Origin of the sequence: Lentzea sokolovensis, assembly GCF_033949975.1 — a bacterium.
Lineage (GTDB): Bacteria > Actinomycetota > Actinomycetes > Mycobacteriales > Pseudonocardiaceae > Lentzea > Lentzea sokolovensis.
The window spans coordinates 704,328-730,061 of the sequence record NZ_JAXAVU010000010.1; the positions used below are offsets into that span (position 1 = coordinate 704,328).

Annotated in this window: 30 protein-coding genes; 7 read left to right on the plus strand and 23 right to left on the minus strand. The window is 68.3% G+C overall.

Annotation, left to right across the window (positions count from 1 at the left end; translation table 11 throughout):
- Nucleotides 1-2 precede the first annotated feature (2 nt).
- A complete protein-coding gene (locus tag SK854_RS25345) occupies nt 3-275 on the minus strand; it encodes an acylphosphatase (RefSeq protein ID WP_319977594.1) in 273 nt (90 codons plus the stop codon).
- Nucleotides 276-356: 81 nt separating this feature from the next.
- Between SK854_RS25345 and SK854_RS25350 the strand changes: the two genes are divergently transcribed.
- A complete protein-coding gene (locus SK854_RS25350) occupies nt 357-1,094 on the plus strand; it encodes a CAP domain-containing protein (RefSeq protein ID WP_319977595.1) in 738 nt (245 codons plus the stop codon).
- 60 nt (nt 1,095-1,154) lie between these two features.
- On the opposite strand, the gene SK854_RS25355 is transcribed toward SK854_RS25350, so the two are convergent.
- Nucleotides 1,155-1,577 carry a hypothetical protein gene (locus SK854_RS25355; protein WP_319977596.1) on the minus strand — a complete coding sequence of 141 codons (423 nt, stop codon included), beginning with the start codon at nt 1,575-1,577 and terminating at the stop codon, nt 1,155-1,157.
- A gap of 135 nt (nt 1,578-1,712) precedes the next feature.
- On the opposite strand from SK854_RS25355, the gene SK854_RS25360 reads away from it, so the two are divergent.
- Nucleotides 1,713-2,210 carry a hypothetical protein gene (locus SK854_RS25360; protein ID WP_319977597.1) on the plus strand — a complete coding sequence of 166 codons (498 nt, stop codon included), beginning with the start codon at nt 1,713-1,715 and terminating at the stop codon, nt 2,208-2,210.
- A 263-nt stretch (nt 2,211-2,473) separates the two neighbouring features.
- On the opposite strand, the gene SK854_RS25365 is transcribed toward SK854_RS25360, so the two are convergent.
- Genes SK854_RS25365 through SK854_RS25375 form a run of 3 tightly spaced genes read right to left on the minus strand, consistent with a single transcriptional unit; the run spans nt 2,474 to nt 5,840 of the window.
- Nucleotides 2,474-2,647 (minus strand): hypothetical protein, encoded by a 174-nt coding sequence (locus tag SK854_RS25365; protein WP_319977598.1) that lies wholly within the window; start codon nt 2,645-2,647, stop codon nt 2,474-2,476.
- The gene (locus SK854_RS25370; protein ID WP_319977599.1) at nt 2,647-3,327 is read right to left on the minus strand and encodes a response regulator; all 681 of its coding nucleotides are present in this window, start codon (nt 3,325-3,327) and stop codon (nt 2,647-2,649) included. Before SK854_RS25370 ends, SK854_RS25365 begins: the two co-directional genes overlap by 1 nt.
- On the minus strand, nt 3,324-5,840 hold the full coding sequence (locus SK854_RS25375; RefSeq protein ID WP_406601826.1) for a sensor histidine kinase: 2,517 nt from the start codon (nt 5,838-5,840) through the stop codon (nt 3,324-3,326). Before SK854_RS25375 ends, SK854_RS25370 begins: the two co-directional genes overlap by 4 nt.
- Before the next feature lie 303 nt (nt 5,841-6,143).
- Between SK854_RS25375 and SK854_RS25380 the strand changes: the two genes are divergently transcribed.
- Nucleotides 6,144-6,584, plus strand: coding sequence for a MarR family winged helix-turn-helix transcriptional regulator (locus tag SK854_RS25380; RefSeq protein WP_319977601.1), 441 nt, complete (start codon nt 6,144-6,146; stop codon nt 6,582-6,584).
- 34 nt (nt 6,585-6,618) lie between these two features.
- On the opposite strand, the gene SK854_RS25385 is transcribed toward SK854_RS25380, so the two are convergent.
- The 5 genes from SK854_RS25385 to SK854_RS25405 all read right to left on the minus strand — a co-directional run bounded on the left by SK854_RS25385 (nt 6,619) and on the right by SK854_RS25405 (nt 10,892).
- Nucleotides 6,619-7,725, minus strand: coding sequence for a DUF1700 domain-containing protein (locus SK854_RS25385; protein WP_319977602.1), 1,107 nt, complete (start codon nt 7,723-7,725; stop codon nt 6,619-6,621).
- Complete coding sequence (locus SK854_RS25390) at nt 7,722-8,048, minus strand: PadR family transcriptional regulator (protein WP_089917641.1); 327 nt, start codon at nt 8,046-8,048, stop codon at nt 7,722-7,724. Before SK854_RS25390 ends, SK854_RS25385 begins: the two co-directional genes overlap by 4 nt.
- A 206-nt stretch (nt 8,049-8,254) precedes the next feature.
- Complete coding sequence (locus SK854_RS25395) at nt 8,255-8,863, minus strand: PASTA domain-containing protein (RefSeq protein ID WP_319977603.1); 609 nt, start codon at nt 8,861-8,863, stop codon at nt 8,255-8,257.
- Complete coding sequence (locus SK854_RS25400; RefSeq protein WP_319977604.1) at nt 8,860-10,263, minus strand: TIR domain-containing protein; 1,404 nt, start codon at nt 10,261-10,263, stop codon at nt 8,860-8,862. The genes SK854_RS25395 and SK854_RS25400 overlap by 4 nt, the downstream gene beginning before the upstream one ends.
- Entirely contained in the window at nt 10,260-10,892 is a 633-nt protein-coding gene (locus SK854_RS25405; RefSeq protein WP_319977605.1) for a DUF4230 domain-containing protein, read from the minus strand. The genes SK854_RS25400 and SK854_RS25405 overlap by 4 nt, the downstream gene beginning before the upstream one ends.
- A gap of 112 nt (nt 10,893-11,004) precedes the next feature.
- Here SK854_RS25405 and SK854_RS25410 point away from each other — a divergent pair, with 112 nt between their 5' ends.
- The gene (locus SK854_RS25410) at nt 11,005-12,294 is read left to right on the plus strand and encodes a toll/interleukin-1 receptor domain-containing protein (protein ID WP_319977606.1); all 1,290 of its coding nucleotides are present in this window, start codon (nt 11,005-11,007) and stop codon (nt 12,292-12,294) included.
- Here SK854_RS25410 and SK854_RS25415 read toward each other — a convergent pair.
- Genes SK854_RS25415 through SK854_RS25430 form a run of 4 tightly spaced genes read right to left on the minus strand, consistent with a single transcriptional unit; the run spans nt 12,286 to nt 17,808 of the window.
- Nucleotides 12,286-14,898 carry an ATP-binding cassette domain-containing protein gene (locus tag SK854_RS25415; RefSeq protein WP_319977607.1) on the minus strand — a complete coding sequence of 871 codons (2,613 nt, stop codon included), beginning with the start codon at nt 14,896-14,898 and terminating at the stop codon, nt 12,286-12,288. The genes SK854_RS25410 and SK854_RS25415 overlap by 9 nt on opposite strands.
- Nucleotides 14,895-16,067, minus strand: a complete 1,173-nt coding sequence (locus tag SK854_RS25420) for an OmpA family protein (RefSeq protein WP_319977608.1) — start codon at nt 16,065-16,067, stop codon at nt 14,895-14,897. Before SK854_RS25420 ends, SK854_RS25415 begins: the two co-directional genes overlap by 4 nt.
- Nucleotides 16,064-17,161, minus strand: a complete 1,098-nt coding sequence (locus tag SK854_RS25425; RefSeq protein WP_319977609.1) for a hypothetical protein — start codon at nt 17,159-17,161, stop codon at nt 16,064-16,066. Before SK854_RS25425 ends, SK854_RS25420 begins: the two co-directional genes overlap by 4 nt.
- Nucleotides 17,158-17,808 (minus strand): hypothetical protein, encoded by a 651-nt coding sequence (locus tag SK854_RS25430; protein WP_319977610.1) that lies wholly within the window; start codon nt 17,806-17,808, stop codon nt 17,158-17,160. Before SK854_RS25430 ends, SK854_RS25425 begins: the two co-directional genes overlap by 4 nt.
- Before the next feature lie 179 nt (nt 17,809-17,987).
- Between SK854_RS25430 and SK854_RS25435 the strand changes: the two genes are divergently transcribed.
- On the plus strand, nt 17,988-18,953 hold the full coding sequence (locus tag SK854_RS25435; protein ID WP_319977611.1) for a hypothetical protein: 966 nt from the start codon (nt 17,988-17,990) through the stop codon (nt 18,951-18,953).
- Nucleotides 18,954-19,034: 81 nt separating this feature from the next.
- Here SK854_RS25435 and mutM read toward each other — a convergent pair whose 3' ends face one another.
- From mutM to SK854_RS25465, 6 genes are all read right to left on the minus strand, one after another.
- The gene (gene mutM, locus SK854_RS25440; protein WP_319977612.1) at nt 19,035-19,892 is read right to left on the minus strand and encodes a bifunctional DNA-formamidopyrimidine glycosylase/DNA-(apurinic or apyrimidinic site) lyase; all 858 of its coding nucleotides are present in this window, start codon (nt 19,890-19,892) and stop codon (nt 19,035-19,037) included.
- A 1-nt stretch (nt 19,893) separates the two neighbouring features.
- On the minus strand, nt 19,894-20,094 hold the full coding sequence (locus SK854_RS25445; protein ID WP_093593249.1) for a hypothetical protein: 201 nt from the start codon (nt 20,092-20,094) through the stop codon (nt 19,894-19,896).
- Nucleotides 20,095-20,102: 8 nt separating this feature from the next.
- Nucleotides 20,103-20,906, minus strand: coding sequence for a ribonuclease III (gene rnc / locus SK854_RS25450; RefSeq protein WP_319977864.1), 804 nt, complete (start codon nt 20,904-20,906; stop codon nt 20,103-20,105).
- A gap of 16 nt (nt 20,907-20,922) precedes the next feature.
- A complete protein-coding gene (gene rpmF / locus SK854_RS25455; RefSeq protein WP_030467958.1) occupies nt 20,923-21,105 on the minus strand; it encodes a 50S ribosomal protein L32 in 183 nt (60 codons plus the stop codon).
- 2 nt (nt 21,106-21,107) lie between these two features.
- Nucleotides 21,108-21,689 carry a YceD family protein gene (locus SK854_RS25460; protein WP_319977613.1) on the minus strand — a complete coding sequence of 194 codons (582 nt, stop codon included), beginning with the start codon at nt 21,687-21,689 and terminating at the stop codon, nt 21,108-21,110.
- A 137-nt stretch (nt 21,690-21,826) separates the two neighbouring features.
- A complete protein-coding gene (locus tag SK854_RS25465) occupies nt 21,827-22,543 on the minus strand; it encodes a DivIVA domain-containing protein (protein WP_319977614.1) in 717 nt (238 codons plus the stop codon).
- A 121-nt stretch (nt 22,544-22,664) separates the two neighbouring features.
- Between SK854_RS25465 and SK854_RS25470 the strand changes: the two genes are divergently transcribed.
- A complete protein-coding gene (locus SK854_RS25470; RefSeq protein WP_319977865.1) occupies nt 22,665-23,105 on the plus strand; it encodes a GNAT family N-acetyltransferase in 441 nt (146 codons plus the stop codon).
- Nucleotides 23,106-23,113: 8 nt separating this feature from the next.
- Here SK854_RS25470 and coaD read toward each other — a convergent pair whose 3' ends face one another.
- Nucleotides 23,114-23,596: a pantetheine-phosphate adenylyltransferase gene (coaD, locus tag SK854_RS25475; protein WP_319977615.1), complete on the minus strand. Its 483-nt coding sequence runs from the start codon at nt 23,594-23,596 to the stop codon at nt 23,114-23,116.
- Between the two features lie 53 nt (nt 23,597-23,649).
- A complete protein-coding gene (gene rsmD, locus SK854_RS25480; RefSeq protein ID WP_319977616.1) occupies nt 23,650-24,204 on the minus strand; it encodes a 16S rRNA (guanine(966)-N(2))-methyltransferase RsmD in 555 nt (184 codons plus the stop codon).
- Nucleotides 24,205-24,412: 208 nt separating this feature from the next.
- Here rsmD and SK854_RS25485 point away from each other — a divergent pair, with 208 nt between their 5' ends.
- Nucleotides 24,413-24,643 carry a hypothetical protein gene (locus SK854_RS25485; protein ID WP_319977617.1) on the plus strand — a complete coding sequence of 77 codons (231 nt, stop codon included), beginning with the start codon at nt 24,413-24,415 and terminating at the stop codon, nt 24,641-24,643.
- Here SK854_RS25485 and SK854_RS25490 read toward each other — a convergent pair.
- Nucleotides 24,640-25,713 carry an MBL fold metallo-hydrolase gene (locus SK854_RS25490; protein WP_319977618.1) on the minus strand — a complete coding sequence of 358 codons (1,074 nt, stop codon included), beginning with the start codon at nt 25,711-25,713 and terminating at the stop codon, nt 24,640-24,642. The genes SK854_RS25485 and SK854_RS25490 overlap by 4 nt on opposite strands.
- Between the last annotated feature and the right edge of the window lie 21 nt (nt 25,714-25,734).

Sequence of the window (25,734 nt, forward strand, 5' to 3'; positions counted from 1 at the left end):
GTTCAGCGCTCGATGAACCCGGTCAGATCACCCCTGGCGTCCGACCACTGCTCACCGACAGATTCGACGTGTCCGGGGGTTTCACCCGAACGGAGAGCTTTCAGCAGTTGTTCACAGTTCTCCCGCGAACCCTCGGCAACGACCTCGACCCGCCCGTCAGGCCTGTTCGAAGCACTCCCGACCAGGCCCAGTTCTAGCGCCCTGGCTCGCGTCCACCAGCGAAAACCAACACCCTGAACCCGTCCTCGCACCCACGCGTTTAGTCGCACGTCCACCTCCGAATGGTTGCGTAGTCACGCCAGGTGACCGAAGACGCACTCTGGGGTTGTCACCCATTAGTGGTACGGTCCCGGCTCGTGAGTGCCCGCAGCCTCTTACTCGGCCTGCTGATCGGTGCAACCGGAATCGGCGGCCTCGCCCTCTCCGGCACCTCCCCTCTCGGCATCGGTTTCACCAATGCCGCGCAGCAGGAGAGCACCGACGCGGCGAACCAGTTCGGAACGGGCAACGCCGCCGCACCCAACGGCAACAGATCGCAGTCCGACGGCGGCAACGCCGACACCGGCGCTCCCGCCTCCCAGACCTCCTCCTCGGTGCCCGCCACCTCGGCGACGTCCGAGACGCCTTCCTCCACGCCTTCGACGCCGGCGTCCCCGTCCACGACGACGCCACCCCCCGAGGCGCCGAAGCCGCCCGCTCAGCCGCCCGCGCAGCAGCCGACCGGCCAGACGCCGGAGCAGGCCGTGCTCGCGCTCACGAACGACGCCCGTGCCGCGGCCGGGTGCAAGGCCCTCGTGATCGACGACCGCATCACGACCGCCGCGCAGGCCCACAGCACGGACATGGCGACCAAGAAGTACTTCTCCCACACGTCGCAGGACGGCAGGACGTTCGACGTGCGAATGAAGGAAGCCGGCTACCCGAAGCCCGGCGGCGAGAACATCGCGATGGGCTACCCGACCGCCGCGGCGGTCGTGGACGGCTGGATGAAGTCCACCGGTCACCGCCAGAACATCGAGAACTGCAGCTTCACCACGATGGGCGTGGGACTGGACACCCGCGGCAACTACTGGACCCAGAACTTCGGCCGCTGACCGTTCGAGCAGGGGAAACTTCGTGTACGAGAGCCCGGAACCGGACTCGCGCTCGCGCTTCTACCGAGGTGCGCCGCAGGTCGTCCTAGCCGCCTCAGGCGTCGTGCTGGCGACCGTCTTCGCCGCCGTCGCCTCCTTCGCCGCAGGCTCGGACAGCGCCTCCGAGTCGCCGGCGACCCAGCCGCCGCGCAAGGAGGCCGTGCGCGACGCCCTGAGCATCGTCCCGACCTCCGCGCCGACCACGACCGTCGAACAGACGTCGTCGGCCCCGGAGACCACCACCGCCACCTCGGCGACCACGACGACGAAGAAGCAGACGCGCGTCACGACCATCACGCGTCCCGACGGCACCACGACGACGGTCACGACCGACGACCCGCCGCCGGTGGTCACCTCGTCGTCCACGACGACTACGACGAAGTCCACGACCACGACAACGTCGACGACGACCACCACGACGGACCCGACGACAACGACGACCACGCCCTAGGGTTACGCCCGTCACCGCCAAGTGACGCAGAGCTACACGAAGGTGTGGCTCTGCTGAGGCGATGGTTCGTTTCCGCCGATAACTCGAACGCAAGTCCATCCGACCGGGTTTCCCCCGAGGAGCGAGTGGTGTTCGAGGAAGATCATCCGCAGTCATCGGCAGAGCAGGCCCAGCCGAAGAAGCGCGTGGGCACGGCAGTGATGCTGGCCGCGGGCGGCGTGGTCGTGGCGACCCTGTTCGCCACCGTGGCCTCCATGCTGGCCGCCTCCGGCCGCGAAGCGAGCCCGGAACGCACGTCCGCCGACATCGTGCAGACCATCACGAGCGTCGCCCCCGACGGCAGCACCAGCACCGTCGTGGTCACGGTGTCCTCCGGCGCCCCGAAGCCGTCGTCCGCACCGGACCGCAAACAGGCCGCCCGCCCGCAGGACCAGCCGAAGCCGGGCACGCCCGACCAGCCGCAGCTGACCACCGACCCGGCAAAGCCGACCAAGCCGACGCAGAGCACCCCGCCGCCGTCTCAGACCGAGCCGCCGTCGTCGACCTCTTCGTCCTCGACGTCGCCGTCGACCGAGCCGCCGGCCTCCTCGTCGTCGAGCACGCCGCCGCCGGACCCGAAGCCCTAGCGGCTACGAGCTCGGCGTGAGGTAGTCGGCGTTCGAAATCGCACGGTGGCAAGGCCCCGCCCTCCCAAGGGGGCAGACCGGCCAACAAAGCCACCCTATCTGCGAAAACCGCCAGTCAACCCACCACTCGGCGATCTGTGGACAACTCAGGATCCTGACCGGCGGGCTTGGCTCACGTGCCGGCCGGGTCGTCCGCGCGACCATCCGTGGCACCACCACCGCGTGCGCAGCCACCGTCGGTTCGTGCACCAGCAGCGCCCACGTCACGACAACGCGGTGTCCGGTTCGTGCGCCAACGTCACGCAAACCTGATCCGACGAGCGGAACGCTGCGTTGCCGACCTCCCGAAGGCCGTGTTCAGCCTCAAGGTCGACCACGCAGCCGGTCTCCCGCGTCAACGCGGCGAGGGCGCGCTCGAACGGCTCCACTTCGTCCATCACAGCTCGAACCGGTACCCCATGCCGGGCTCGGTGAGCAGGTGCCGCGGCCGCGCGGGCTCCGGCTCCAGCTTCCGCCGCAGCTGCGCCAGGTACACCCGCAGGTAGTGCGTCTCCTTCTCGTACGCGGGCCCCCACACGTCGCGCAGCAGCTGTTTCTGCGCGACGAGCTTTCCCGCGTTGCGTGCGAGCACCTCCAGCAGGCCCCACTCGGTGGGCGTGAGGTGGACCTCGATGCCGTCCTTGAGCACGCGCTTCGCCGCCAGGTCGACGGTGAACGAGGCCGTCTTCACGATCGGCTCGTCCTCGGGGCCTGCCGCGGCCGAGCGGCGGACGGCAGCGCGCAGGCGGGCGAGAAGTTCATCCATGCCAAATGGTTTTGTCACGTAGTCGTCGGCGCCGGCGTCGAGGGCGTCGACCTTGTCGGTCGAGTCGGTGCGGGCGGACAGCACGATGATCGGGAGGCTGGTCCAGCCCCGCAGGCCCGCGATGACGTCGGTGCCGTCCATGTCGGGCAGACCCAGGTCCAGCACCACCACGTCGGGCTTGCCGTCTGCTGCCAGACGGAGGGCCGTGGTGCCGTCGGGGGCCGTGAGGACCTCGTAGCCGCGGGCCGAGAGGTTGATCCGCAGAGCGCGCACGATCTGCGGCTCGTCGTCGACCACCAGTACTTTTGTCACGCGACCCTCTCCTCTGCGGGGAGTGAGATCACCACGGTGAGGCCGCCACCGGGTGTGTCCTCCATGGTGATCGTGCCTCCCATCGCCTCGGTGAAGCCCTTCGCCACGCTCAGACCGAGACCAACGCCACCCGGCGTGCGGTCGCCCAGGCGCTGGAAGGGGGCGAACACCTGGTCCGCCGTGCCGCTGGGCAGGCCTCGGCCGTGGTCGACGACGCGCAGCTCCACTTCGGAGCCGTGGGCCGATGCGCGCAACGCCACGGCTCCGGCGTAACGCAGGGCGTTGCCGACGACGTTCGCGATCACTCGCTCGAGCAGGCCGACATCGGCGCGGACGGGCGGCAGTGACTCCGGGACGTCGACCTCGATGTCGCCGGGCTGGCCGACCAGGGCCCGTGCGACGGCCTCGTAGTAGTCGACGGCGCGGAACTGCGGTTCCACGGCGCCCGTGGCGAGGCGGGAGGAGTCGAGGAGGTTGTCGACGAGGCCGGTGAGCCGGTCCGCCGACTCTTCGACCGCCTCCAGCAATTCGGCCGTGTCGGAGTCCGAGAGCCGCAGTTCCGGGTCGCGCAACGAACCCACTGATGCCTTGATCGACGTCAGCGGCGTGCGGAGGTCGTGGCCGACGGCGGACAGCAACGCGGTGCGCAGCTCGGTGCGGGAGGCCTGGCGCTGGGCTTCGAGGGTCTGCTCTGTCATGCGTTGCTGCCTCAGCGCGAGCAACGCCTGGCCCGCGGCCGCTTCGAGGACTCGGCGGTCGGACGCCGGCAGCGAACGGCCGCGCAGCGCCAGGTGCACTTCCGGGGTCACGGCGATGTCGACGTCCGCGTCGTCGGGCTCGTCGCACGGGCTGATGCCGACGCACGCGACCCGTTCCCAGGAGCCGTCGACTCGTTCCAACAGCGCGACGGACGTCAGTCCGAAGTTCTCCTTCACCTTCTCCAACAGCCGTGCGAGCGGATACGGGTTCGTCAGCACAGTGCGCGCGTACGACGCGAGGAGCGTGGCCTCGGTGCGAGCGCGCGCTGCCTGGGTCGCACGACGAGCAGCGTGGTCCACCACCAACGCCGTGGAGACGCCCACGATGATCATCGCGAAGAAGGTGAGCACGTTCTGCTGGGCGTCGATGGTGAACGTGTAGAAGGGCTCGGTGAAGAAGAAGTTCAGCAGCAACGCGTTGATCAGCGCGGCGGCGATCGCGGGGCCGAGCCCACCGACGATCGCGACGACCAGCGTGACCAGCAGGTAGCCGATGACGTTCGTGGAGAAGTTCAGTCCGCCGCGCAGCGACGCACCGGCCGCGGTGACCAGCGCGGGACCGGCGACCGCGAGGAACCAGCCCCAGGCGAGCCGGCTCGGCTTCAACGGACTGCCCGCGAAACGCGCACGCCAGCCGCTGGTCGTCGCCGGGTGCGTGACCATGTGGACGTCGATCGCGCCGGACTCCTGCACGACCGTGGAGCCGATACCCGCCGAGAACACGCGCGCGAACCGCGAACGGCGCGAGGTGCCGACCACGAGCTGTGTGGCGTTGACGCCCCGTGAGAACTCCAGCAACGCCGTCGGCACGTCATCGCCGACAACGGTGTGGAACGTGGCACCGACGTCCTCGGCGAGCTTGCGGTACTTCTGCAGTGAGTGCGGATCGGCGCCTGCGAGGCCATCACCGCGAAGCACGTGCACGACGAGAAGGTCGCCACCCGCGCGCGTGGCGATGCGACGCGCGCGACGGATGAGAGTCTCGCTCTCCGCGCCACCGGTGATCGCGACGACGACGCGTTCGCGCGTCTCCCATGTGTCGGTGATCTGCTGCTCGGTCCGGTAGCGCAGCAACCCGACGTCGACCTGGTCGGCGACCCACAGCAACGCCAGTTCGCGCAACGCCGTGAGGTTTCCGACGCGGAAGTAGTTGCCGAGCGCGGCGTCGATCTTGTTCGCCGCGTAGACGTCGCCGTGCGCGAGCCGCCGGCGCAGCGCTTCCGGTGTGAGGTCGACGAGCTGCGTCTGGTCGGCTTTGCGCACGACCTCGTCGGGCACCGTTTCCTTCTGCGGCACGCCGGTTATGCGGTGAACGACGTCGTTGAGCGATTCCAGGTGCTGAATGTTGACTGTCGACAGCACATCAATCCCGGCTTCGAGGAGTTCCTCGACGTCTTGCCACCTCTTTGCATTACGGGATCCCGGCGCGTTCGTGTGGGCCAGTTCGTCGACGACGGCCAGCTGCGGCGCACGTGCCAGCACGGCGTCGACGTCCATCTCAGCGAGTTCGACGCCTCGGTGCGCGGAGTGCCTGCGTGCGACGATTTCCAGGCCTTCGACCAGTTCGGCGGTCTTCGCACGGCCGTGGGTCTCCACAAATCCGATGACCACATCTGTGCCGCGTTCCCGCCTGCGGTGCGCCTCACCGAGCGCGGCGAACGTCTTGCCGACACCGGGAGCGGCGCCGAGATGGATGCGAAGCTCGCCACGTCGGGGTTTCGGACTCACCGGCCCAGTCTGCTCCTGACCTGGCATGGACCGTTCGGTGGTATGCGCTGCGCCACACGGCGAAACGAGTGCGCCTTCCCACAGTTCTGTCAGGAGATCTGTCTCGTTGAATCATGCTTCAGCACGGCGCCCGTTCGAGTGAGCTAGGCTGCGCTTTTTACGCCGTTTACCAGCACATTTAAGTGTGTCGGACGCGCGCCGTGACACCCCGCGTCACCACAACGGCCGAATGGGTTATCGGCAGTTGGCGGATAGCGCGCGGAGCGTGAATGAGGGAAAGTGCCAGGGTTCGTGTCCGAATTCGGACAATCACATGCGCGCGGAGAAACGATGCCCACCACCGTCACCAACCACGAGGCACTTCAACTCGTGGTGGCCGTGCACCGGCTGGTGCGAAGTCTTCGGCAGGCCGCTCCGGCCCGCCGTTTGCAACCCACCCAGTTATTGGTGCTGTCAGAACTGAGCGCCCACGGCCCGATGCGGATCGGCGAGATCGCGGTGCGCGCCCTGTGTTCGCAGCCGACCGCCACAACCGTCGTGACCAGCCTGGAGTCCACCGGCCTCGTCCGTCGCGAGCCAGATGCCGCCGACGGCAGAGCGACGATAGTCGTGCTCACCGAAGTCGGTCGCGAGACGATCCTGTCGCTCGCTCACGGCGAAGCCGAACTATTGAGTGAAAGAATGTCCGAACTTTCGCCAGAAGACAGAGAACACCTGCGCTCGGCCATGCCGGTTTTGCGGGGCCTGGCCGAACCACAGCAGAACAAGTAGGAGCGGGACCCCCCGACGGGCCCCGCTCCTACGTTTACTTGCTGGGTGACACGGAAGTGGGTGGCACCGAGCTCGAAGGTGCGCTTCCAGAACTCGACGGTGGTGTACTCGCCGTTGATGACGGAGCGGACACGCTCGGTGCCACCGTGTAACAAACACCGTTTTGGTAGTCGATCTTCGGCCGCGGATAGCGGTTAGCCGGAATCACCGGCTCAGGCCCGTTACCGGGCTCGTTGCAGCTGTTGTAGCTTCGCGGCGCGTTGATGGGCTGGCCGTCCTGGTCGTACAACAGCACGTTCGTGAGCAACTTGCCGTTCTCGTCGTACGCGTAGATGTTCTGGTACGTCTCGACCATCGGCTGCGGATAGGACGAGCGCGACGACGAGCCGTACGCCAGCTGGTTCGCCGTCACGTCGATCACCTGGAAGAGCAGTCCCACCGCCAGTGCCGACGCGGGCAGGCTGAACCACAGCCACCGCCGGTCGACCTTGGCCCGCGGCCCGGCGAACACCGACACCACCGCGACCGCGGCGAGCGCCAGGAATCCGAGGATGTCGCGACTGGCGAGCAGCACCGCCCCGAGCCCGATCAGACAGGCCCGGATCAACCACCACGCGGGCTGCAGCGACTTCAGGTAGGTCAGCGCCCGTTCCGCCGGCGTCCCCTGCTCCGGCGTCAGCCACTTCTTCAGCCGGTGGGTCTCCGGCAGGTTCATGATCTCCTGCTGAAGCGGCCCGCGGTCGTGCACCAGAGCGAAGCTGAGCACCAGGATCACCCCGGGCAGCAGCAGAATCGCCGACTGCCGCAACGCCGCCGTCCCCGCCAGCAGCGTGACACCGGTGGCGGCGGCGAGCCCCCACGCGGCGACCCGAGGCCTGGTCAGCCAGCCGCCCTTCGTGGTGACCGGCAACCGCTCGGTCTTCGGCGGATACCCGGCCGCCTGCCGCAGTTCCTGCGCGTACTGGTCAGGAGACCCGAGCCGCTGCTCCAGCGTTTCGTCCTCACCGAGCTCGGTGGACAGTTCGGCGACGTGCGCCTCGACGTCCTCCATGATCTCGGCGACCTCGTTGGGCGGCAGGTCGTCGAGGGCGGCACGCATCCCGGCCAGGTAGTACTCGACACCGAGCGCTTGGGTGTTCATGCTGCGACCTCCTCGAGCAGGCCGTCCAGCGTGCTGGCGAACGACCTCCACGTCTCCCTCGACTCAGCCAGGCGCGCCCGCCCGGTCTCGTTGATGCTGTAGTACTTGCGGTGCGGGCCCTCTTCACTCGGCACCACGTACGAGGTCAGCATCCCCGCGTTGTAGAGCCGACGCAGTGTGCCGTACACCGACGCGTCACCCACTTCGTTCAGTCCCCCGGCGCGCAGTCTGCGCACCACGTCGTACCCGTACCCGTCGTCCTTGCGCAGAACCGCAAGCACGGCCAGGTCCAGCACCCCTTTGAGCAGTTGACTGGTGTCCATGGCCCCCTCCGCCTCGGCTTGGCGGTCGAAATCGGCGAAGCCCGTTCCGGTCGCCAAACGAACCTCGTCTATCCGAGGAGTCAGCACTGTTGCGCCTTGAACGGTACTACGCAGTGCGCAGTACTGTCTAATCCGCTAGTACATCCGTGGTGCATGAAGACGGCCCCCAGGTCCGGGACCGGGGGGCCGTCGCAAAGCGGGCGCGATCAGCTCTTGCAGCCGGACCCACCGGTCGGCTCGCCGAACTTCACCGCGCCGAGCACGATCTTCGTCTTGGGGTCGGGCGTGCTGCCCGCCGGCTCCGACTGGCTCACCACGACCCAGTTCCTGTCGGCGACCTGCTGCCTGCGCTGCCCCGTCGCGTCCTCGGAACCGAGCAGGTAGAAGCCCGCATCCTGCAGGGTGTCCTGCGCTTTCTGCAGGTCGAGGCACACGACGTTCGGCACGGCGCCCTTGACCGGAGGCTCCTGACTGGCAGAGCCGTCGGTCGGCTTGCGCACCTTCAGCAGCACCTGCGTCCCGCTCGGCGCCTCGGCGCCGGCCTCGGGCAACTGGGAGGCGACCACCCAGTTCAGCGGCTCCAGGATCTCCCGCTTCTGGCCCGTCTCGTCCTCCTCCGCCACCCGGTGTCCCTGCTCCTTCAGCAACTTCCTCGCGTCGGTGAGCCTCATCTCGACGACCTTCGGCATCTTCGACCCGCTCGGAGCGGACGAGGTGACCGAGATGGTGGTCGCCGGCGGCTGGGTGGCCGGACTCGGCACCTCACCGGCACAACCTGCGAGAGCGAGAGCGAGCAGGGCGACGACGATCTTCATTCGGTGGTCTCCTGAGAAGCGGCGGGAGGGATGCTGATCTCGACGAGCACCGCTCGCAAGCGTGCCACCTCGGCGGGCGCGGCGTCGGCCACGACCTGCCGGCGCCAGCGCTGCAGCCGGTACGCGCGATCGACGGTGAAGAGGTGGCAGAGCACCGCGGCAACGACAGCGCCGACGAGCAGACCGGCGTGACCCCAGCCGCCCTCGACGAGCGCGGCCACCGCGCTACCGATCACCGCGGCGACGAGCAGCACGTGCAACGCGGGCAACCAGACGACGGACCTGCGCAGCCAGGCCCACCGCGACAACGCACAGAGGTCGTGGAGCCGGTCCACCGCCCACTCGACCTGGTCGAGAACGAACTCGACCTGTTCCCGCTGCGACCTGGTCAGCAGTGGGCGATGGTCCTTCATGAAGCGCTCGACGTGCGCCAATGCGCCACGTACTGATGCAGGGTGCGGAGCGAGGCGGACATACGGCCAAAGAGGGTTGTTGCGCCGATCTCGCAGCCACCAGTCACCTTCGATGACGGTGAACCCGACGATCACCGCGAGCACGAGCAACTTCCCCTGCCATGGCACGTGGTCGCCGACGAAGAGGGTGATGATGCCCATCGCGGCCACGAACAGACCGACCGTGATGTTGACCTTCTGGTCGTGTGCCATCTCCGCCAAGTGCTTGTCGCTCTCGTCGAGCCTCACCCTGGCCGCGTAGACGAACGCGACCGTCCCGAGTGGAATCACCAGGGGGAAGACCAGCGCCAGGGCGAGCGCGACCAACCAGACCTGCCACAGCTCTGCCTCGGGTACGAGCAGCCGGACCGACAACCACGGCGCGACCAGACCGAACAGCGCTGTGGCCACCACAGGCCATGCGCTGCGCGAACGAACCGGATCGAGACGCAGGGGCGTGGGCAACTCCTCTGTGGCGACGCGATTTTCGAGCAGGCCGATCAGCTCGTCGCCGGCGTACTTCCACTCGCCGAAGGCAATGGGCAGGTACTGCCGCGTGCCGAGCTGCGCGATGTCGTCGAAGCCCTCGGCGATCAACCTGTCCTTGCTCGGCATGGTCGCCTTGTCCAATAGCACCGGAACCACGTGACGACGACCGTCGAGCGCGGCTTTGATCTCCCTGCGGACCCAGTCGAGCTCGTCCTTGCGCTCCACCAGGTCCGCCAGCCACTCCTGGTGGACGAACACGAGAAGAACCTCGCACTTGTCCAGCCAGCCGTCGATCGTGGACGGGTAGTGCTCGCCGGCGCTGAGGCCCGTGTCGGCGTACACCTTCGCTCGCCCGAAGTGGGTGCGCAGGCGTTCGACGAACGCGTCCACCGCCGGAGCGTGGCCACGACGCCCGTTCTTGTGGTTCTTGCGGTAGCTGACGAAGATGCCGCCGCTCATCGGTTCTCCACCACCGTGACCTGGAATCCCAGTGCTCGCAGCAGTCCCGTGAGCATGGTCTTCGTGTTCTCGGAAGCACGCTTGCGCAGCTCGGACTTGTCGGCCGCTCCGGCGATCCGCTTCTCGGCGGCGAGGTAGAACTCCTGCTGGCTCTGCGTGTCGAGGACCGAACCCAGCCGGTTGACCAGGCCGCGCTTCTGGTCGAAGACGTAGCTGCGCTCGTTGTCGAGGTTCGGCTTGTCGAGCACCGGCTCGGGGATCCGCACCTCGACGGACTTCCCGTCGGGCGACATGACCAGCATCTCCTCGACGAGCTTGCCGAAGTCGACGTAGGCGTTGACGGTGCCCGCGCCGACGAAGAGCGTGCGTTCACCGGCGAGGAAGTCCGGCAACCACGGCGCGTCCTTCTCGATGTCGATGACGACCTCGTAGTCGCCGGTCGCCGCGTGGTACTGGCTCAGGTCGCGCAGTTCCTTGAGCACAGCGGGATGGCTGCGGTCGATGGTCTCGACCCGGAACGGCGAGAAACCCTGCAGCGTGCCGGTCAGTTGCAACACGGCCGCCAGCACGACGATCACCGCCGCCACGACCAGACCCGGCTTCAGCCAGCGCGTCTTGACCAAGCTCATGCCGCGCATTGTGCGTAGTCACCTGCTTCCCTTTACATGACAACGAATCGCCACACGGGCCCGCTCATCTGTCATGTCGCGCACCGCGGCAGGCCCGCTACGGTCGCTTGACATGGGCGGCACCTTCATCAACTACCGGCGGCACGACGAGCGCATCGCCTTCGTCCGAACGCTCTACGCGCGGCTCGTCTCCGAGTTCGGGGAGAACGCCGTCTTCCTCGACTCCGCCGCGATCCGGCACGGCCGCCGCTACCCCAATCAGTTGCGCCGCCACCTCGACAGGTCCGACGTGGTGATCGTCGTGGTGCACCCCGGCTGGGCGACGGAGCTCAGGACCGACGGCGCGGACTGGGTGCACAACGAGATCATGTGGGCGCTCGCCGCGGGGAAGACGATCATCCCGTTGCTGATGGACGGCGCGAAGATGCCCAGGGCGAAGGAACTTCCGCGAACCATCAGGGAGTTCGCGAACTTCCAAGCGCACCGGACCGTTGACGACCCTGGGCACGACCGACTCTGCGAGAAGATCTCCGGCGAGCCCCGGCGGCGTGCGGCCATCGGGCAGACGCCGGCACGCCCGTGGGTGGGACCGCTCGCCGTTCTGCTCGGTGTCGCGGCGTTCACCGCGCCGGTGCTGTTGCTGCCGACCGATGCGCGGGACATCGCCGTCTACGCCTCGGTCTCCGCCACCGCGATCCTGGTCGTGGTGATGATCTTGACCGCGCTGGCCTCGCTGAGCCGCAAACAGATCAACTCGGCGGAGCGGATCGCGCAGGACTTCGATCCGACCAGGTACAGCCTGCTCGTGGTGGCGCCGGCGGGAATCATGTTCACGGGATTCTCGGTGGCGATCGTCCTCAGTTCGCCGATCGAGCCCCAGTTGCGTCCGCTGCTCGTCGTCATGGCCGGCGGCACGGCGATGTACCTGGTCTTCCTGGTGCTGGAGCTGTACAAGATCGAGAAGTTCCGCGAGGACCACTGGCCGGTGCGGCTGAAGGAACCGGTGAAGCCCGGCCCGGTCCGCCGCGAGCTCGAACGGCTGTTGCGCAAGCACGCGGCAGGCGGCGATCCGGAACGGGTTCGCTGGCACATCACGCATCTGGAAAACGCCGCCGACGTGCTCTCCAGGGACGGGACCAGGAGCAGGTGGAGCTGGCTCACGGCGGACCACGCGGAACAGCTGCTGCTGGGCACGGCCTGGTCCGCGGCGGCGGTGGGGCTGATGACCTCGGCGGTACTGCCGACGATGCGGCTCTGGGTGCCCGCGATCGTGCTCGCCGCCATCGGTCTGATCGTCGGGCTCACCGTCGAAACCGCTTACCGTCGGCAACTCTGGATGCGGCGCACGGTCGCCGACGAGGTGCACGTTCGAATTCAGCGCATCCAAGACCTGTCACCGTAACCTTCGGTTGAGCCTGAGCACGGCGAGCCACGTGAACACCACGGTGAGGACGGCGAGGCAGCCGAGGTCGAACAGCCACCACCCGTTCGTGTGCTGCCACACGGGATCCTTCGCCGCCACCGGCGAGATCCCCCGCAGGTCCACAGTGGACGCTGCCGCCGCGAGTCCCCACCTGGCCGGCAGGATCCAGGACACGACCGCGTCCACGCCGAACTCCGACAGGTCGGTGGTGACGCCGTTGAGCGCCACCTGCGCCACGACCACCAGCGAGGTGACGGTCACCGCGGTCTTCAGGTCCTTGCAGCAGGCGGAGATGAACAGCCCGAGCGACATGGCGGCCACACTCGTCGCCATCAGATCGACCATGAGCTCGATCGTGGACGGCATCCCCGTGACGGCGTGGTCCGGTGTGTGGCGCCACAGCACGAACACGCCGGCGGCGATCACACCCTGCATCGCCGCGATGGCCGCGAACACCAGCCACTTCGACAGCACCACGGCGGCGGTGACCGTGCCGGTGCGGTGTTCCCGGACGATGATGTTGTGCTCCTCCACCAGGTTGCTGTAGCTCAACGCCTGGCCGGTCAACACGCACAACGTGACGAGGATGCTCAACGCGGCCGTCGCGTTCGCGGCCGGTTCGCCGAGGCGCAGCACGTCGTCCTCGGACACCCCGGCGGCGATCACCGCCGCGATGACGGCGATGGCGAACGGCATCAGCCCGGCCGGCAAGGAGAACGTCAGCACGGCCTGCCGCGCGACCAGGATCGGCAACTGCCGCAGGAACGCGCGGAACCTGCCGCGTTGCCGTTCCGGCGTCGGTTCGGCCTGCTGCGCGGCGGTCTCCCGCACCGCCTGGCCGGCCCGTTCGACCACGGGACCCGCCCGGTAGTCCGCCACCAGCCGGTCGACCTTCTCCTTGCCGTTCTTGCCCTCCAGCAGCTTCATCAGATCCGCGTAGGAGGGCACGTCCAGCGCGTCGAGCACGCCTCCCGGCGGTCCGCAGTAGACCGGGCGTCCGCCGGGCGCGAGCACGAGCAGCTGATCAGCCAAGTGGAGATGCTCGGTCGCGTGCGTCACCAAAGCGACCGTGCAGCCGCTGTCCGCGTACCGCGACAGCATCTCCATGACGTCTCGGTCCATGCCGGGGTCGAGCCCGGACGTCGGTTCGTCGAGCATCAGCAACCGCGGTCTGCTCAGCATCTCCAGCGCGACGGACACGCGTTTGCGCTGTCCTCCGGAAAGCTGGTGCACCGGCTTGCCGATGTGCTCGGTCAGGTTCAGCTGCTCGCACACGTCGAGCACCACGTCGTCGCCGTCACCCCGGTCGGACGGCCTGCGCAGCCGGTCCGCGAAGCGCAGCAACGATTCCACGCTCAGCGCACGGTGCATGCTGTCGTCCTGCGGCACGAACCCGAGCTGACTGCGCAGCTGCTCGCGGTGCGTCCGCACGTCGAGCCCCTCGAAGTACAGATGTCCTCCGAGCGTCTTGAGCTCGCCGAGCAACGCGGAGAACAACGAGCTCTTGCCTGCGCCGGACGGACCGAGCACGGCGAGCACGGTGCGTTCCCGTTGCACCAGCGACATGTCGATGAGCCTGGGCCTGCCGTTGCGGTCGTTGGCCGCGGACAGGTCGTGCACCACGAGATCGCACTTGCCGAGCGGCGTGACGATCAGTTCCCGCTCGTCCTTGCTAACCTGGAACCGGTGGTCCGCGATGTCGAACACCGACAACGCGGCGAGCGAGGTGCGCCGGACCGGCCTGCCTCCCTGGAACGTGCCGTCGGAGCGCCCGAGGTCGCGCAGCTCCCAGCGCTCGTCCTTCCGCTCGATGACCGCGTGCTTCTCGGCCACCTGGTAGCCGTCGATGCGGACCTCGCAGTCCTCATGGCGGCCGATGAACGTTCTGTCCCGCAAGGGAAAGCGCTGAACATCAGGCCCTTGCGACTCTGGCGTGGGCAGGGGCGGTGCCGGGTCCGGCGACTCCGGGCGGACCCGTTCGGGGTTGATCCACTCGGGCAGGCCGGGATCGAGCCGGTTGATCCCCGCCAGCGCCGCGGAGCCCCGTGGGTGCGCTCGCACCAGCGCACGCAGGTAGACCGCGATCTGCCGGTGCGTGAGCCGGTGGATCCGCCGGCACCTGACCGCAGCGACCGTCAAGTGCCGATCGACCCGGTCCTCGACCGCCGCGATCTCCGCGTCCAGCCGGTCGAGGTCGGCCTTGGCGGACCGCACGGCGCGGTCGGCCTCCGCGACCGACTTCTGGTGTTCCCGGCCGCGCCGCATCCTGATCACCGCGACGCCCCGGCGTTCCTCACCCGGCCGCCGTGCCGTCAGCGCCACCTCGGACAACGGCACGCCGGCGCGGGAGAGATCGAGCTCTGCCCGCGCCTGCCGTTCGACGACGTGCACGCGGAACGTCCGCAGCCGCGCCAGCTCCTCGCGATCCACTGTGGACATGGACTCGTGCTCGACGCGTTCCTTCTCGAACGCCTCGTGCGCGCCGCGGATCAGCACCTCCCGGTGCGGGGTCGACCGCGCGCCGGGAGCCGGAATGCCGAGCCTGCTGTCACGGGTGCCGTGCCACCAGGCGCCGAACGTCACTGTTCGAGACAGGTCAGGGCGGCGACGACCTTGCGGTTGCGCGCGGCGGGCCCGGGCAGCAGCACGTCACCGGGACCGAGGTCGGTCACGTGGCCGGGCCAGTCCGTGCCGACGCCCCTGGTCGTGATCGTGTCGGCGGGGATGCCCAGGTCCACCAGCACCGTCTTGACCGCGGCCGCGCGCCGGGCGGACAGCTCGACCCGTCCCGGCGGCGGGCCGACGCTCGCCGTGGTGCCCATGAGGTCGGCCTTCTGCTTCTTGGCGCGCATGGTGTCCGCGAGCCGTTGCAACGTGGTCCGTGCCGCGGCCGGGTCGCGGAACTCGGCGCTGTCCGGCTTGAACGAGATGTTGTCGGCCTCGCCCAGCTCGACCGTGCCGCACGTCTTCGGTTGCACGGGCTCAGGCGGCTTCACGACGGAGACGGCCGGCGACTCGACAGCGGCGGCCGCGGTCGACCCGTGCAGCACCTTCGCCGCGCAACCGCCGGCGGCCTCCACGACGGACTTCCAGACGTCGAACACGTTGGTCTGCCAGCGCGGATCCAGCTCCGGCTGTGGCGGCGCGGTCAGGCCGAGCCCCACCAGCACCACGGACCGGCCCGACAGGTCGGGCAGCTGCCTCTCCTTCGAGAGGAACGCGGAGACCTCGGCGGGGTCGGCAGTCAGGACGTTGTCCTCACCGAACCGCAGCGGGGCCACGGTCTGCAGCCCCGAGTCCATCAGCACGATCGTGCCGCCCGGCCCGACCTTCTGCGACGCGATCGTCAACGCCCGCAGCACGTTCGCCTCCGGTGACTGCGCGCGGATCTTGTCCCGGAACGCCACGGTCATCCGGTTCAGGTACTGCTGCACCTCCGCGGCATCGGTGTCGGGGTTCTCCGCGGCGGCCGGGGCGTCCTCGCTGAAGACGTACTCGGGCTTGCCGTCGAGCCGCACCAGCGTGATCGGCTTGTGCGCCCGAGCGACCCCGGTCATCAGGTTGTTCACCGCCTCGGGCACCTCGGGCTTCGGCACGTTCGCCCGCGCCCCGACGACGAACGCCATCGGCTGGTCGTGCGCCACGGTGCAGGGCGTGAAGTTCGGAGCGGGGATGGCGTTCTCGGAGTCGCACGCGGCCAGTGACGGCACGAGCAGCGCGGCGGTGAGTGCGGCGAGCAGGCGGCGGTTCATGCGTGCCTTCCAGAAGATCCGTTGGTGGAGTAGTCGTAGGGGCGCTTGTCCTCGGCGAGAATCGCGTCGGTGACCGACGGGTCACGGGCTTTTCCCGCCAGCAACACCCGCGTGTACTGCTTGAGCTCCTCGGCGAGCGCGAGCCGGCGGGCCTTCTGCGCCACGAGGACCTTCGCGGCGGCGTCCCTGGCGCTGATCTGGGCCTGCCACGTCGTGCGTGCGGCGCCGTGCTCGCGTTCGATCGCGCGGACCTTCCTCACCGCGCCCCGGTACGCGGCGATCGCGGCGATGAACGCGCTGCGTCCGGCGTGATGGGTCAGGTAGGCGCCAAAGCCCGCGGCGAGTCCGCTGCCGAGGTACAGGGCGAGGAAGAGCGCCGCTCCAGCGAACGCGAACTCCGTGTTCCCGGAGCTGGAACTGGTGGCCACCGGGTCGAGGGAAACCTGGACCTTCGCACTCGCCGGTGGCGGCGCGATCAGCCGCACCCACGCGGCCAGCAGTCCCATCGTCGCCCAGACGACCAGGCAGGCGGTCGCCGACTTCCACCTCCTGTCCTTCGCGAGCGTGCCCGCGAGGTGCGCGAGGTAGATCACCAGCGAGGTGAATCCGATGACGAGCAGCACCGTCACCCACTGACGCTGCCTGCCGAGGAGGTTCACGACCTGGATGAACGCGGCCACGTCGGCGGCCGCGGCGAACACCAGGGCGATCAGGTGGAGGTAGATCGACTTGGGGCGGCCGCCGAGCAGCGGCTTCTCCTCGCCGAGCGCGCTGACGGCGGCACTGCGCGCCTGGTCGGTCTCGTCGAGCCGCCGGGAGTCCCGCTGCCGTGCCACGTCCAGTTCGTTCAGCCGGGTGTTGGCCGTGCCGAGCGGCGCCTCCGCCCGAGCCAGGTAGAGGGCGTGCTCGGCCTCGACGTCGGCCACCCACTTGTCCGCCCAGGCGTTGATCAGGTTGTCGAGCGGATGCCCGACCGCCTCGTCGACCGAGTGCCGCAGGCTCTCGGCGTGCCGCTCGATCTCGGCTCGCGCGGCGGCCTCGTCCACCGAGGACGGCGTGAACTCCAGCGACTCCGGCTCTTCCGGTTTGCTCACAGGTCTCGCCCTCCCTCGTCGTCCCACGGCAGATCCGGGTCGCGCGGCGGTGTCTCGCCGGCCTTCTTGGCGTGGTCGCGGTGCGCGCGGGCGAAGTGCTGCCAGTAGCAGGCGATGCGTCGCGAGCCGTGCGCCCGCACCATCGACGCCCGCAGCCGGACGACCTCCTCCAGCCGTTCGATCTCGCGGTCGAGCATCGAAACGAGCTGGACGGCCTCTCCGAACGCGCGTTGTGCGTCGAAGTAGCGCCGTTCGACGTCCTGGCGGTGTGCGATGTGCGCGTTGCGGCGGCGGCTCGTCGCGAACTCGGGCGGGTAGCGGTCGTCGGCCAGTCGCACCGGCCCGTCGAGGTCCGGTTCCTCGTCCGCCTCGGCGAGCTCCAGCTCCAGTCGTGCCAGTCGGTCGCGCAGCGCCTCGACGGGGCTCGCCGAGGTGTTCCTGCGGTCGGTGAGCTCGGCCAGATCGCGCTGACCTTCGACCAGTTCCCCGCTCACCTGCTCGGAGGTGAGCTGGCGCAGCGCCCGCAGCCATCCCGTCTCACCGGAGAGCCCGGCGCGGCCGTCCCGGCGACCGTGCCGTCCGTCGAGCAGCCGGTCGTACCAGCGATAGGTGAGTGGTTTCGCCGGGGGCCGTGTCCAGTCTCGCAAAGTGGTCCTCAATGACGTGAAGGAAATGCGTCCACTCGGGTGTCCACTACGACCATCCAGGTGGTGCATGCCGGGAAATGGTCACTGAACGCGACTGGACATTCCAGGCGCATCCGCTGTCAGGTTTGACCGACAGCTGTCATGTTTCTGCCCCGAAATGATCCGGATCATGGTGGAGAATGCAGGTCGTGGACGACATGGCGGCACTTGTGGCCGCGAACCTGCTGCGACTCCGAAAGAACCTCGGTATGCGAAATCGTGACCTCGATCAGCGCATCGATCCGGAGTTCTGCGAGCTGTTCGGCGCGTCGGGCGACGATGTCGACGCAATGCGGCAGAAACTCACCGCGTATCTAGAGGAATTGGTCACCAGATTGCCGGCGGAACTCCAGATCGCCGCCCGACATGGCCTGAACATCGGTTCCGACGCCGCGGACGTCAATCTCACCGACCGCATCGACGACCTCGCGGAGTCGCTGGTCTGCGATGCCCGCACCGCGCGCAGGCGGATCGACAAGGCGTTCGGCACTCTCGCGGAACACGCCGCGTCCGGGTCGACCCTGCTGTCCGGCGCCGGCCACGGCGGCAGCGGCTGGTACATCGACTCGTTCGACGTCGTGCTGCGCCTGGACCAGGAGACACCGGTCGCCTACGAGCGCAGGCGCATCCTGGTCACGGCCCAGACCCTCGACGAGATCGCCACCTCGATCGACGTGCCACGACACCCCGGCCAGGACGAGCGGATCGAGCTGCACACCGACATCTGGTTCGGCGGCCTGCTCGCGGGCAGGCTCCAGGAGTCGACGACGAACTTCCAGACGACGGTCCGGCTCCCGAAACGTTTGCGCAAGCACGAGCGACACACATTGGGACTGATACATCGGATCCCGCCGGGCCAGCGAATGGCGCCGCGATACGTTTACGTGCCGTATCGCAGCTGCCGCCACTTCAGAGTGGTCGTGCGATTCGCTCCGGACCTGCGGCCTATCCGGGTGTGGCGACATGACGGTGTCCCGCACAGCGTTGTGGCGGATGGAGTTCCGTCGTCGCATCTGCTGGCGCTCGATCTCGCGAATGAGACGTGCGCCGAGTTCGTCGACCTCGTCGGCGGTCTTTCCTACGGAGTGCAGTGGGAATTCTCGTAGCACTCCAGCAGGATGCACAGTCGGCACCGCGAGGCGGAAGGGGTTTCCTGTTTCCTGATCACGCGGGAAAACGAGGTTCGGTCAGATCCTGGGACGCGGCTGGCAACGCGGGCAAGAATAGGAGGATCTGTTCATGAACGGCTCGCGCACGATCGCGGCGCCACACCGTTTGCAGGGCCGGTTCTCCTGGCCGTAAGCGCTGAGTGACCGGTCGAAGTACCCGGACTGCCCGTTGATGTTGACGTACAGGGCGTCGAACGAGGTTCCGCCCTGGCCGAGCGCCTCACGCATCACGTCGGTGGCGTGGTCCAGCAACTCAGCGGCCTTGACCTTGGCCAGCTTGTCCGTCATCCGGGTGCCGTGCAGCTTCGCGCGCCACAGAGCCTCGTCGGCGTAGATGTTGCCGATACCGGACACCAGGGTCTGGTCCAGCAAAGCGCGCTTGACCTCGGTGTGACGCAGGCGCAACGCGCGCACGGCAGCATCACGGGAGAACAAGGGATCCATGGGGTCGCGAGCGATGTGCGCGACGGAGTCGGGGACCAAGGTCCCGTCGACCTCGACCAACTCGGCCAGAGCGAGGCCGCCGAAGGTGCGTTGATCAACGAAACGGAGTTCGGGTCCGCCGTCGTCGAACGTGAAACGGACGCGCAGATGCTTCTCGTCGGGGGCCGACGAGGGTTGGACGAGCATTTGGCCGCTCATGCCCAGGTGCGCGAGCATGGCGGCCTTGTCTGCCAGTTCGACCCAGAGGTACTTGCCGCGGCGCTTGGCTGCCACCATCGGTTGCGAGACCAAGCGCGCGCAGAAGTCCAAGGAGCCCAGGTCGTGCCGGCGGATGGCGCGTGGGTGCAACACCTCTACCGAGGAGATGACCCGGCCGGCGACGTGGGCTTCGAGGCCGAGGCGTACTACCTCGACCTCTGGGAGTTCGGGCACGTCAGGCTTCGGACTTGCCCTCGTCGACGGGCTGCGCCTCGATCACGGCGGCCTGCGGCTTGGTGGGCTTGAGCACCCACACACCCGCGCGGCTCGTGTCCCTGACCAGCACAAGTCCCTGGATGCCTCCGCTGCGGGAGGTGTTCACCGGCCCGCGATTGGTGCGCGTGCGGCGGTTCGTGCGGTTCCTGGTCGCATACATTTGCGGTCTCAGTCTTCCTCGGTTGGGGAGATCCCTGGCGTCACCGAGGCGCCATTCTGTCCGTTCTTGGCCACGACCGACTCCTGCTCGGCCTTGGCCCGTTCCGACAGAACATGATAAGCCGCTTCGGCGGCTTTCTGCTCGGCTTCCTTCTTGGTGCGCCCATCACCCTTGCCGTAGGGCTGGCCACCGACGAGCACCGTGGCGGTGAACTCCTTGCGGTGGTCCGGCCCCTGGTCGTCCACGCGGTACTCCGGGACGCCGAGACTGGCTTGAGCGGTGAGCTCCTGCAGGCTTGTCTTCCAGTCCAGTCCAGCACCCAAAAGCGGAGCTTTGGCCAAGAGCGGATCGAACAGCCGGTGAACGAACGTTCGTGCGGTATCGATACCGAACTGCAGGTACACCGCACCGATGACGGCCTCGAGACCGTCAGCGAGAATGCTCGCCTTGTCCCTGCCCCCGGTCAGTTCTTCGCCACGACCGAGCAACAGGTGTGCACCGAGCCCGCCCTCACTCAGGTTGCGCGCGACGCCGGCCAGCGCGTGCATGTTGACCACGCTGGCACGGAGCTTAGCGAGCTGACCTTCTGGAAGGTCGGGATGAGTGCGGTAGAGGTGGTCGGTCACGACCAGCCCCAGTACCACGTCTCCCAGGAACTCGAGACGCTCGTTCGGCGGCAAGCCGCCGTTCTCGTACGCGTAAGACCTGTGGGTGAGCGACAGCACGAGCAGCTCGGCGTCCAGGTGGACGCCGAGCGCTTCGAGCAGGTCCGCGCGGTCCGCTTGCGGTGCGCGCGGCGGCTTTCCCCCCACTACGTCGCCGAGGAGATCAGGCCGGCTGAGCGACCTGGCGGCCAGCGTACTGACCACAGGCCGGGCAGGCGACGTGCTGCGGCTTCGGCTGGCGGCAAGCCTTGTTGGAGCACGCCACCAGGTGCACGGCAGACGTCTTCCACTGGGAACGGCGCGCACGGGTGTTCGAACGCGACATTTTCCGCTTCGGGACGGCCACGACTACTTCTCCTCCGAGTTGTCATCGCTGAACCGCTCTTGCAACGCGGCCCAACGAGGGTCAATCGTCTCATGCCCGTGGTCGGGCCCGAGCTCCGCCCACCTGCCACCACACTCGGAGCAAAGCCCCTTGCAGTCCGGCTCGCAGAGCGGTGCCTGCGGCAGTGCGAGAACGATGGCGTCCCGCACCACAGGCTCGAGGTCGATCAGATCGTTGACGATCCGGCTGACCTCGTCTTCATCAGTGGTCGCCTCCGTGGTGCTGTCCGGCCAGGCGTAGAGCTCGGTGATCCGGACTTCAACCTCATCGGTGAGCGGCTCGAGACACCTCGAGCACTCCCCTTCGACCTTCGCGAACGCTGTCCCCGACACGAGCAGGCCCTCCACGACCGATTCGATCAGGAGGTCGAGCTCCACTTCCCCGTCCTCGGGCACCGCGATCACCCCGAGCAGCCCCACTCCTGCGCCGGGAACCGACCTGACGAAGGGTCGGCTGAGGCCGGCGCGACGGCCGATGTCCCTGGTGTCGATGACCCAGGGACCGGATGCTGTGGGACGCGTGGACGCGTGACGATGCTCAGTCATGATTTCGGGTTTTGCCGGCGGGGACCTACCACGTCCAGCCGGTCCAGGGTACGGGACGACGCCCCCGTGCGTGAAATCGGCAGGTGATCGCACCTGTCCGACGTAGCGCGAATCACACGTCCGGGCGAGCTGGTTCGTCAGGAACCGTAGTCGAACGGCGCCGCGGCACCCGCGACGGCCGGTCCGCGCAGGTGCGAGCGGCCCTTGCCGACCGACCTGAGCGTGTGCGCGAGGAGGTCCTCGAAGTCCGCGAGCTTGCCGTCCACGTACGCGTCGCACTCCGACCGCAGCCGGATCGACTCGTTCTGGGCGGCGTCGAGCAGTCGCGCCGACTCGGCGTGCGCCGCCCGGACGACCTCCTGCTCGTTGACGAGCCTCGCCTGCTCGGCGCGGCCGTCCTCGGTGGCGCGCTCGTAGTTCGCGCGGCCCGCCTGGATCATGCGCTCGGCCTCGGCGTGCGAGCGGCCAACCAGGTCGTCGTACTCCTGGCGGCCGGCGGACACGGTCCGTTCGGCCTGATCTTCCGCCTCGGCGATCATCCGCTCGGCGCGGGCGCGCGCGTCGGACAGCATCGCCTCCGCTTCGGCCTGCGCCTCGGCGAGCATGCGATCCGCGTCCGCGCGTGCCTTGGACACGCCCGACTCGGCCTCGTGCTTGGCCTTGCCGACGACCTCGTCGCGGTGGTCCAGCACGTCCTGCGCGTCGTCGAGTTCGGCAGGGATCGCGTCACGCACGTCGTCGAGCAGTTCGAGCACGTCGCCGCGCGGCACCACGCAGCCCGAGGTCATCGGTACTCCGCGCGCTTCCTCGACGATCGTGACGAGCTCGTCGAGTGCCTCGAACACCCGGTACACGTCTCACTCCCTAACCCCTGTGACTCCCACCCGCAAGTGTGCCCTGCCGATCTCCTCGGGAGAGGGAGATCGGCAGGGCGTGTCAGGATTTGCCCACATCCAGCCGGGGAGAAACGTGAAGATCACAATCAGGCGGGCCGTCGCCGCCGACGTCCACCCGATCGTGGCGATGCTGGCGGACGACCCGCTCGGCGCGCGGCGCGAGACGCCGGGCGACCCGGCCTACCTGAAGGCGTTCGAGGTGATCGACGCCGACCCGCACCAGTACCTGGCCGTGGCCGACGCCGGCGGTGAGGTCGTGGGCACGCTGCAGCTGACGTTCACGTCCGGCCTGTCGCGCCTGGGCATGACCCGCGCGACCGTCGAGGCCGTGCGGGTGCGTTCCGACCAGCGCGGCAACGGCCTCGGCGAGCACCTGCTGAGGTGGGCGATCGACGAGGCGCGCGCACGCGGTTGCGGCGTGGTGCAGCTGACGACGGACGCGTCACGGGTGGACGCGCACCGGTTCTACGAACGGCTAGGGTTCACCGCGTCCCACGTGGGGATGAAGCTCGCGCTCTAGTGCGGCGACTACCTGGTCTCGGCGAGGCGCTGCTGCAGTCGCTGCTCGATGGACGCGGGCAGCAGCGTCGAGACGTCGCCGCCGTACGTCGCGACCTCCTTGACCAGCGAGGACGCCAGGTAGGAGTACTGCGGGCTGGCCTGCATGAACAGCGTGTCGACGCCGGTGAGCTGGTGGTTCATCTGCGCCATCTGCAGCTCGTAGTCGTAGTCGCTGACCGCGCGCAGGCCCTTCACGATGGCCTTGATGTTGTTCTCGCGGCAGTAGTCGACCAACAAGCCGTGCCACGAGTCCACGCGCACGTTGTCCCACTGCGCCGTGACCTCGATCAGCATCTCCTGGCGCTCTTCGACGTCGAACAAGGTGCGCTTGTTCTTGTTGATGAGCACGGCGACGACAACCTCTTCGAAGAGGTGCGCGGCTCTCCCGATGATGTCCAGGTGACCGTTGGTTACCGGGTCGTAGGAGCCGGGGTACACGGCACGCGTCATGCGCCGGACGTTAGCACCCGATCGGACGCCTCCAGGCGTGTCCGTGGTTCTCGTCACCCATCAGCACGCACCTGCGCCCAGTACACGGCCGTGTCCCCGTAACGCTTGGCACGCAAGGATTCCACTTCTTCAGGCCACGCTGGTTCGCCGCTTCGCGAAGCACGTTCCACGATCAAGATGGCGTCCCCGGCGAGCCTGGGCACGATCCCGCGGAGCACTTTGGCGAGCTCGTCGTCGCCCACGGCGTAGGGCGGGTCGGCGAACACGACGTCGAACTTCTCCCCCTCGGCCGCGACGTACGCCTCGGCCGTGCGATTCACGACGACCGTGTTCGCGAACCCGAGCTCTTTGGCGTTGCCCTTGAGCACGTCGGCGGCCCGCTTGTCCGACTCGACGAACGTCGCGTGCGCCGCACCCCTGCTCAGCGCCTCGAACCCGAGCGCCCCCGACCCGGCGTACAGGTCGAGCACCTGCGTGCCGTCGAGGTCGATCATCGCTTCGAGAGAGCTGAACAACGCTTCCCGCACGCGGTCGGACGTGGGGCGCGTGCCCTTGGGCGGGACCTTGAGCCTGCGGCCTCCCGCGGTCCCGGCAACAATTCGTGTCACCGGTCCATCGTCCCAGGTGCATCCTGTCCGCATGACCCGCCACCGCGACTCTGGCGCCTGCCTGTGCGAGTTGGCCGCCACTCCGGTCCTGATGGCGTGCCCGTCGTGCTCGGCCCAAGCCGTCGTAACGTCCGACCGTCTCGTGTGCCCCTCGTGCGCGCACGCCCGAACGTATAAGCGTGTGTGGTGTTGGGAGACCTCACGCGTCGTGCCGGACCTCTGGCTGACAACACCGTGCGCCGGGCACACGCTGTGGGCGCTGAACGCTCCACACCTGGACCTGCTGGAGTCCTACGTCGGCGCGACGCTCCGAGAGGACCCGCATCCGTCGTCGGTACGGCGGATGACGATCCTCGCGAAGCTGCCTGCGTGGCTGAAGGCGGCGAAGCACCGCGACGAGATCCTGCGTGCCGTCCGCCGCCTGCGCTCGACGGTCTAGGCGAGCGCCTGCCACCAGCCGTCGACCTCGGCCGGCTTGTCCACGTCCACCCGTTCGCCGGGCCTCGGCACCGCGAGCTTCAGCCCGCCCGCCTTGACCTCCCGCCACACGCGGTCGATCGGCTCGCCCCACGGGTGCAGCGCGAGGTTGAACGTCGCCCAGTGCACCGGGATCAGCAGATCGCCACCTAGGTCCTTGAACGCCTGAACGCCTTCCTCCGGCGTCATGTGGATGTCCGCCCACGCGTCGTTGTACGCGCCGACCTGCATCAGCACCACGTCGAACGGCCCGTGCTCCGCGCCGATGGCCGCGTAGCCCGGGAAGTAGCCCGTGTCGCCGCTGTAGAACACGGCACGCTCACCGCGCTTGATGACCCAGGACGCCCACAGCGTCACGTTGCGCTGCACCGAACGGCCGGAGAAGTGTTGTGCCGCAGTGCAAGTGAGCGTGAACCCGTTGACGGTGTGCGACTCGTCCCAGTCCAGTTCCACGACGCGGTCGGCGGGCACGTCCCAGCGGGCCAGGTGGGCGCCGAGCCCGAGCGGCACCACGAACACCGCGGACGTTCCCGCGGTCAGCGCCCGCACGGTCTCCATGTCGAGGTGGTCGTAGTGGTCGTGCGAGATGACGACCGCACTCACATCAGGCAAATCAGACAACTGATGAGGAACCGGATGCAGCCGCTTCGGGCCGAGGTGAGCGGACGGCGAGACGCGGTCACTCCACACAGGATCGAGGAGCACGGCGGCGCCGTCGACCTCGATCAGTGCGGACGCATGGCCGTACCAGGTGACGTGCAGTCCGTCGGTGACCGGCGTGGCGGGTCCCACCAGCGGCACCTCCGCCGCCGGCTTGCGGTCCTGTCCACCGCGCACGAAGTCGCTGATCGAGAACGAGTCCCGGTCCGGGACCGTGCGGACTTCCTTGTCGTTGTGGAACTTCCCGTCGCGGAAACGCGGCGAGCGCGACATGTGGACCGGATCCGGCTTCCCGCCGAGCTGCCGCGGCACGTCCTTCAACGCCCACGCCACACCCGCCAGGCCGAGCAGTCCGGCCAACGCCTTCTTCATGTGCGAAACCCTCTTCCCCTG

Excerpts from the sequence above, each read along its gene's own strand:
- SK854_RS25365 (WP_319977598.1), bottom strand. The coding sequence starts at position 2,647 with ATGGACGAAGTGGAGCCGTTCGAGCGCGCCCTCGCCGCGTTGACGCGG.
- SK854_RS25375 (WP_406601826.1), bottom strand. The coding sequence starts at position 5,840 with ATGCCAGGTCAGGAGCAGACTGGGCCGGTGAGTCCGAAACCCCGACGT.
- SK854_RS25380 (WP_319977601.1), top strand. The coding sequence starts at position 6,144 with ATGCCCACCACCGTCACCAACCACGAGGCACTTCAACTCGTGGTGGCC.
- SK854_RS25385 (WP_319977602.1), bottom strand. The coding sequence starts at position 7,725 with ATGAACACCCAAGCGCTCGGTGTCGAGTACTACCTGGCCGGGATGCGT.
- SK854_RS25390 (WP_089917641.1), bottom strand. The coding sequence starts at position 8,048 with ATGGACACCAGTCAACTGCTCAAAGGGGTGCTGGACCTGGCCGTGCTT.
- SK854_RS25395 (WP_319977603.1), bottom strand. The coding sequence starts at position 8,863 with ATGAAGATCGTCGTCGCCCTGCTCGCTCTCGCTCTCGCAGGTTGTGCC.
- SK854_RS25400 (WP_319977604.1), bottom strand. The coding sequence starts at position 10,263 with ATGAGCGGCGGCATCTTCGTCAGCTACCGCAAGAACCACAAGAACGGG.
- SK854_RS25405 (WP_319977605.1), bottom strand. The coding sequence starts at position 10,892 with ATGAGCTTGGTCAAGACGCGCTGGCTGAAGCCGGGTCTGGTCGTGGCG.
- SK854_RS25410 (WP_319977606.1), top strand. The coding sequence starts at position 11,005 with ATGGGCGGCACCTTCATCAACTACCGGCGGCACGACGAGCGCATCGCC.
- SK854_RS25420 (WP_319977608.1), bottom strand. The coding sequence starts at position 16,067 with ATGAACCGCCGCCTGCTCGCCGCACTCACCGCCGCGCTGCTCGTGCCG.
- SK854_RS25435 (WP_319977611.1), top strand. The coding sequence starts at position 17,988 with ATGCAGGTCGTGGACGACATGGCGGCACTTGTGGCCGCGAACCTGCTG.
- SK854_RS25445 (WP_093593249.1), bottom strand. The coding sequence starts at position 20,094 with ATGTATGCGACCAGGAACCGCACGAACCGCCGCACGCGCACCAATCGC.
- SK854_RS25460 (WP_319977613.1), bottom strand. The coding sequence starts at position 21,689 with ATGACTGAGCATCGTCACGCGTCCACGCGTCCCACAGCATCCGGTCCC.
- coaD (WP_319977615.1), bottom strand. The coding sequence starts at position 23,596 with ATGACGCGTGCCGTGTACCCCGGCTCCTACGACCCGGTAACCAACGGT.
- SK854_RS25490 (WP_319977618.1), bottom strand. The coding sequence starts at position 25,713 with ATGAAGAAGGCGTTGGCCGGACTGCTCGGCCTGGCGGGTGTGGCGTGG.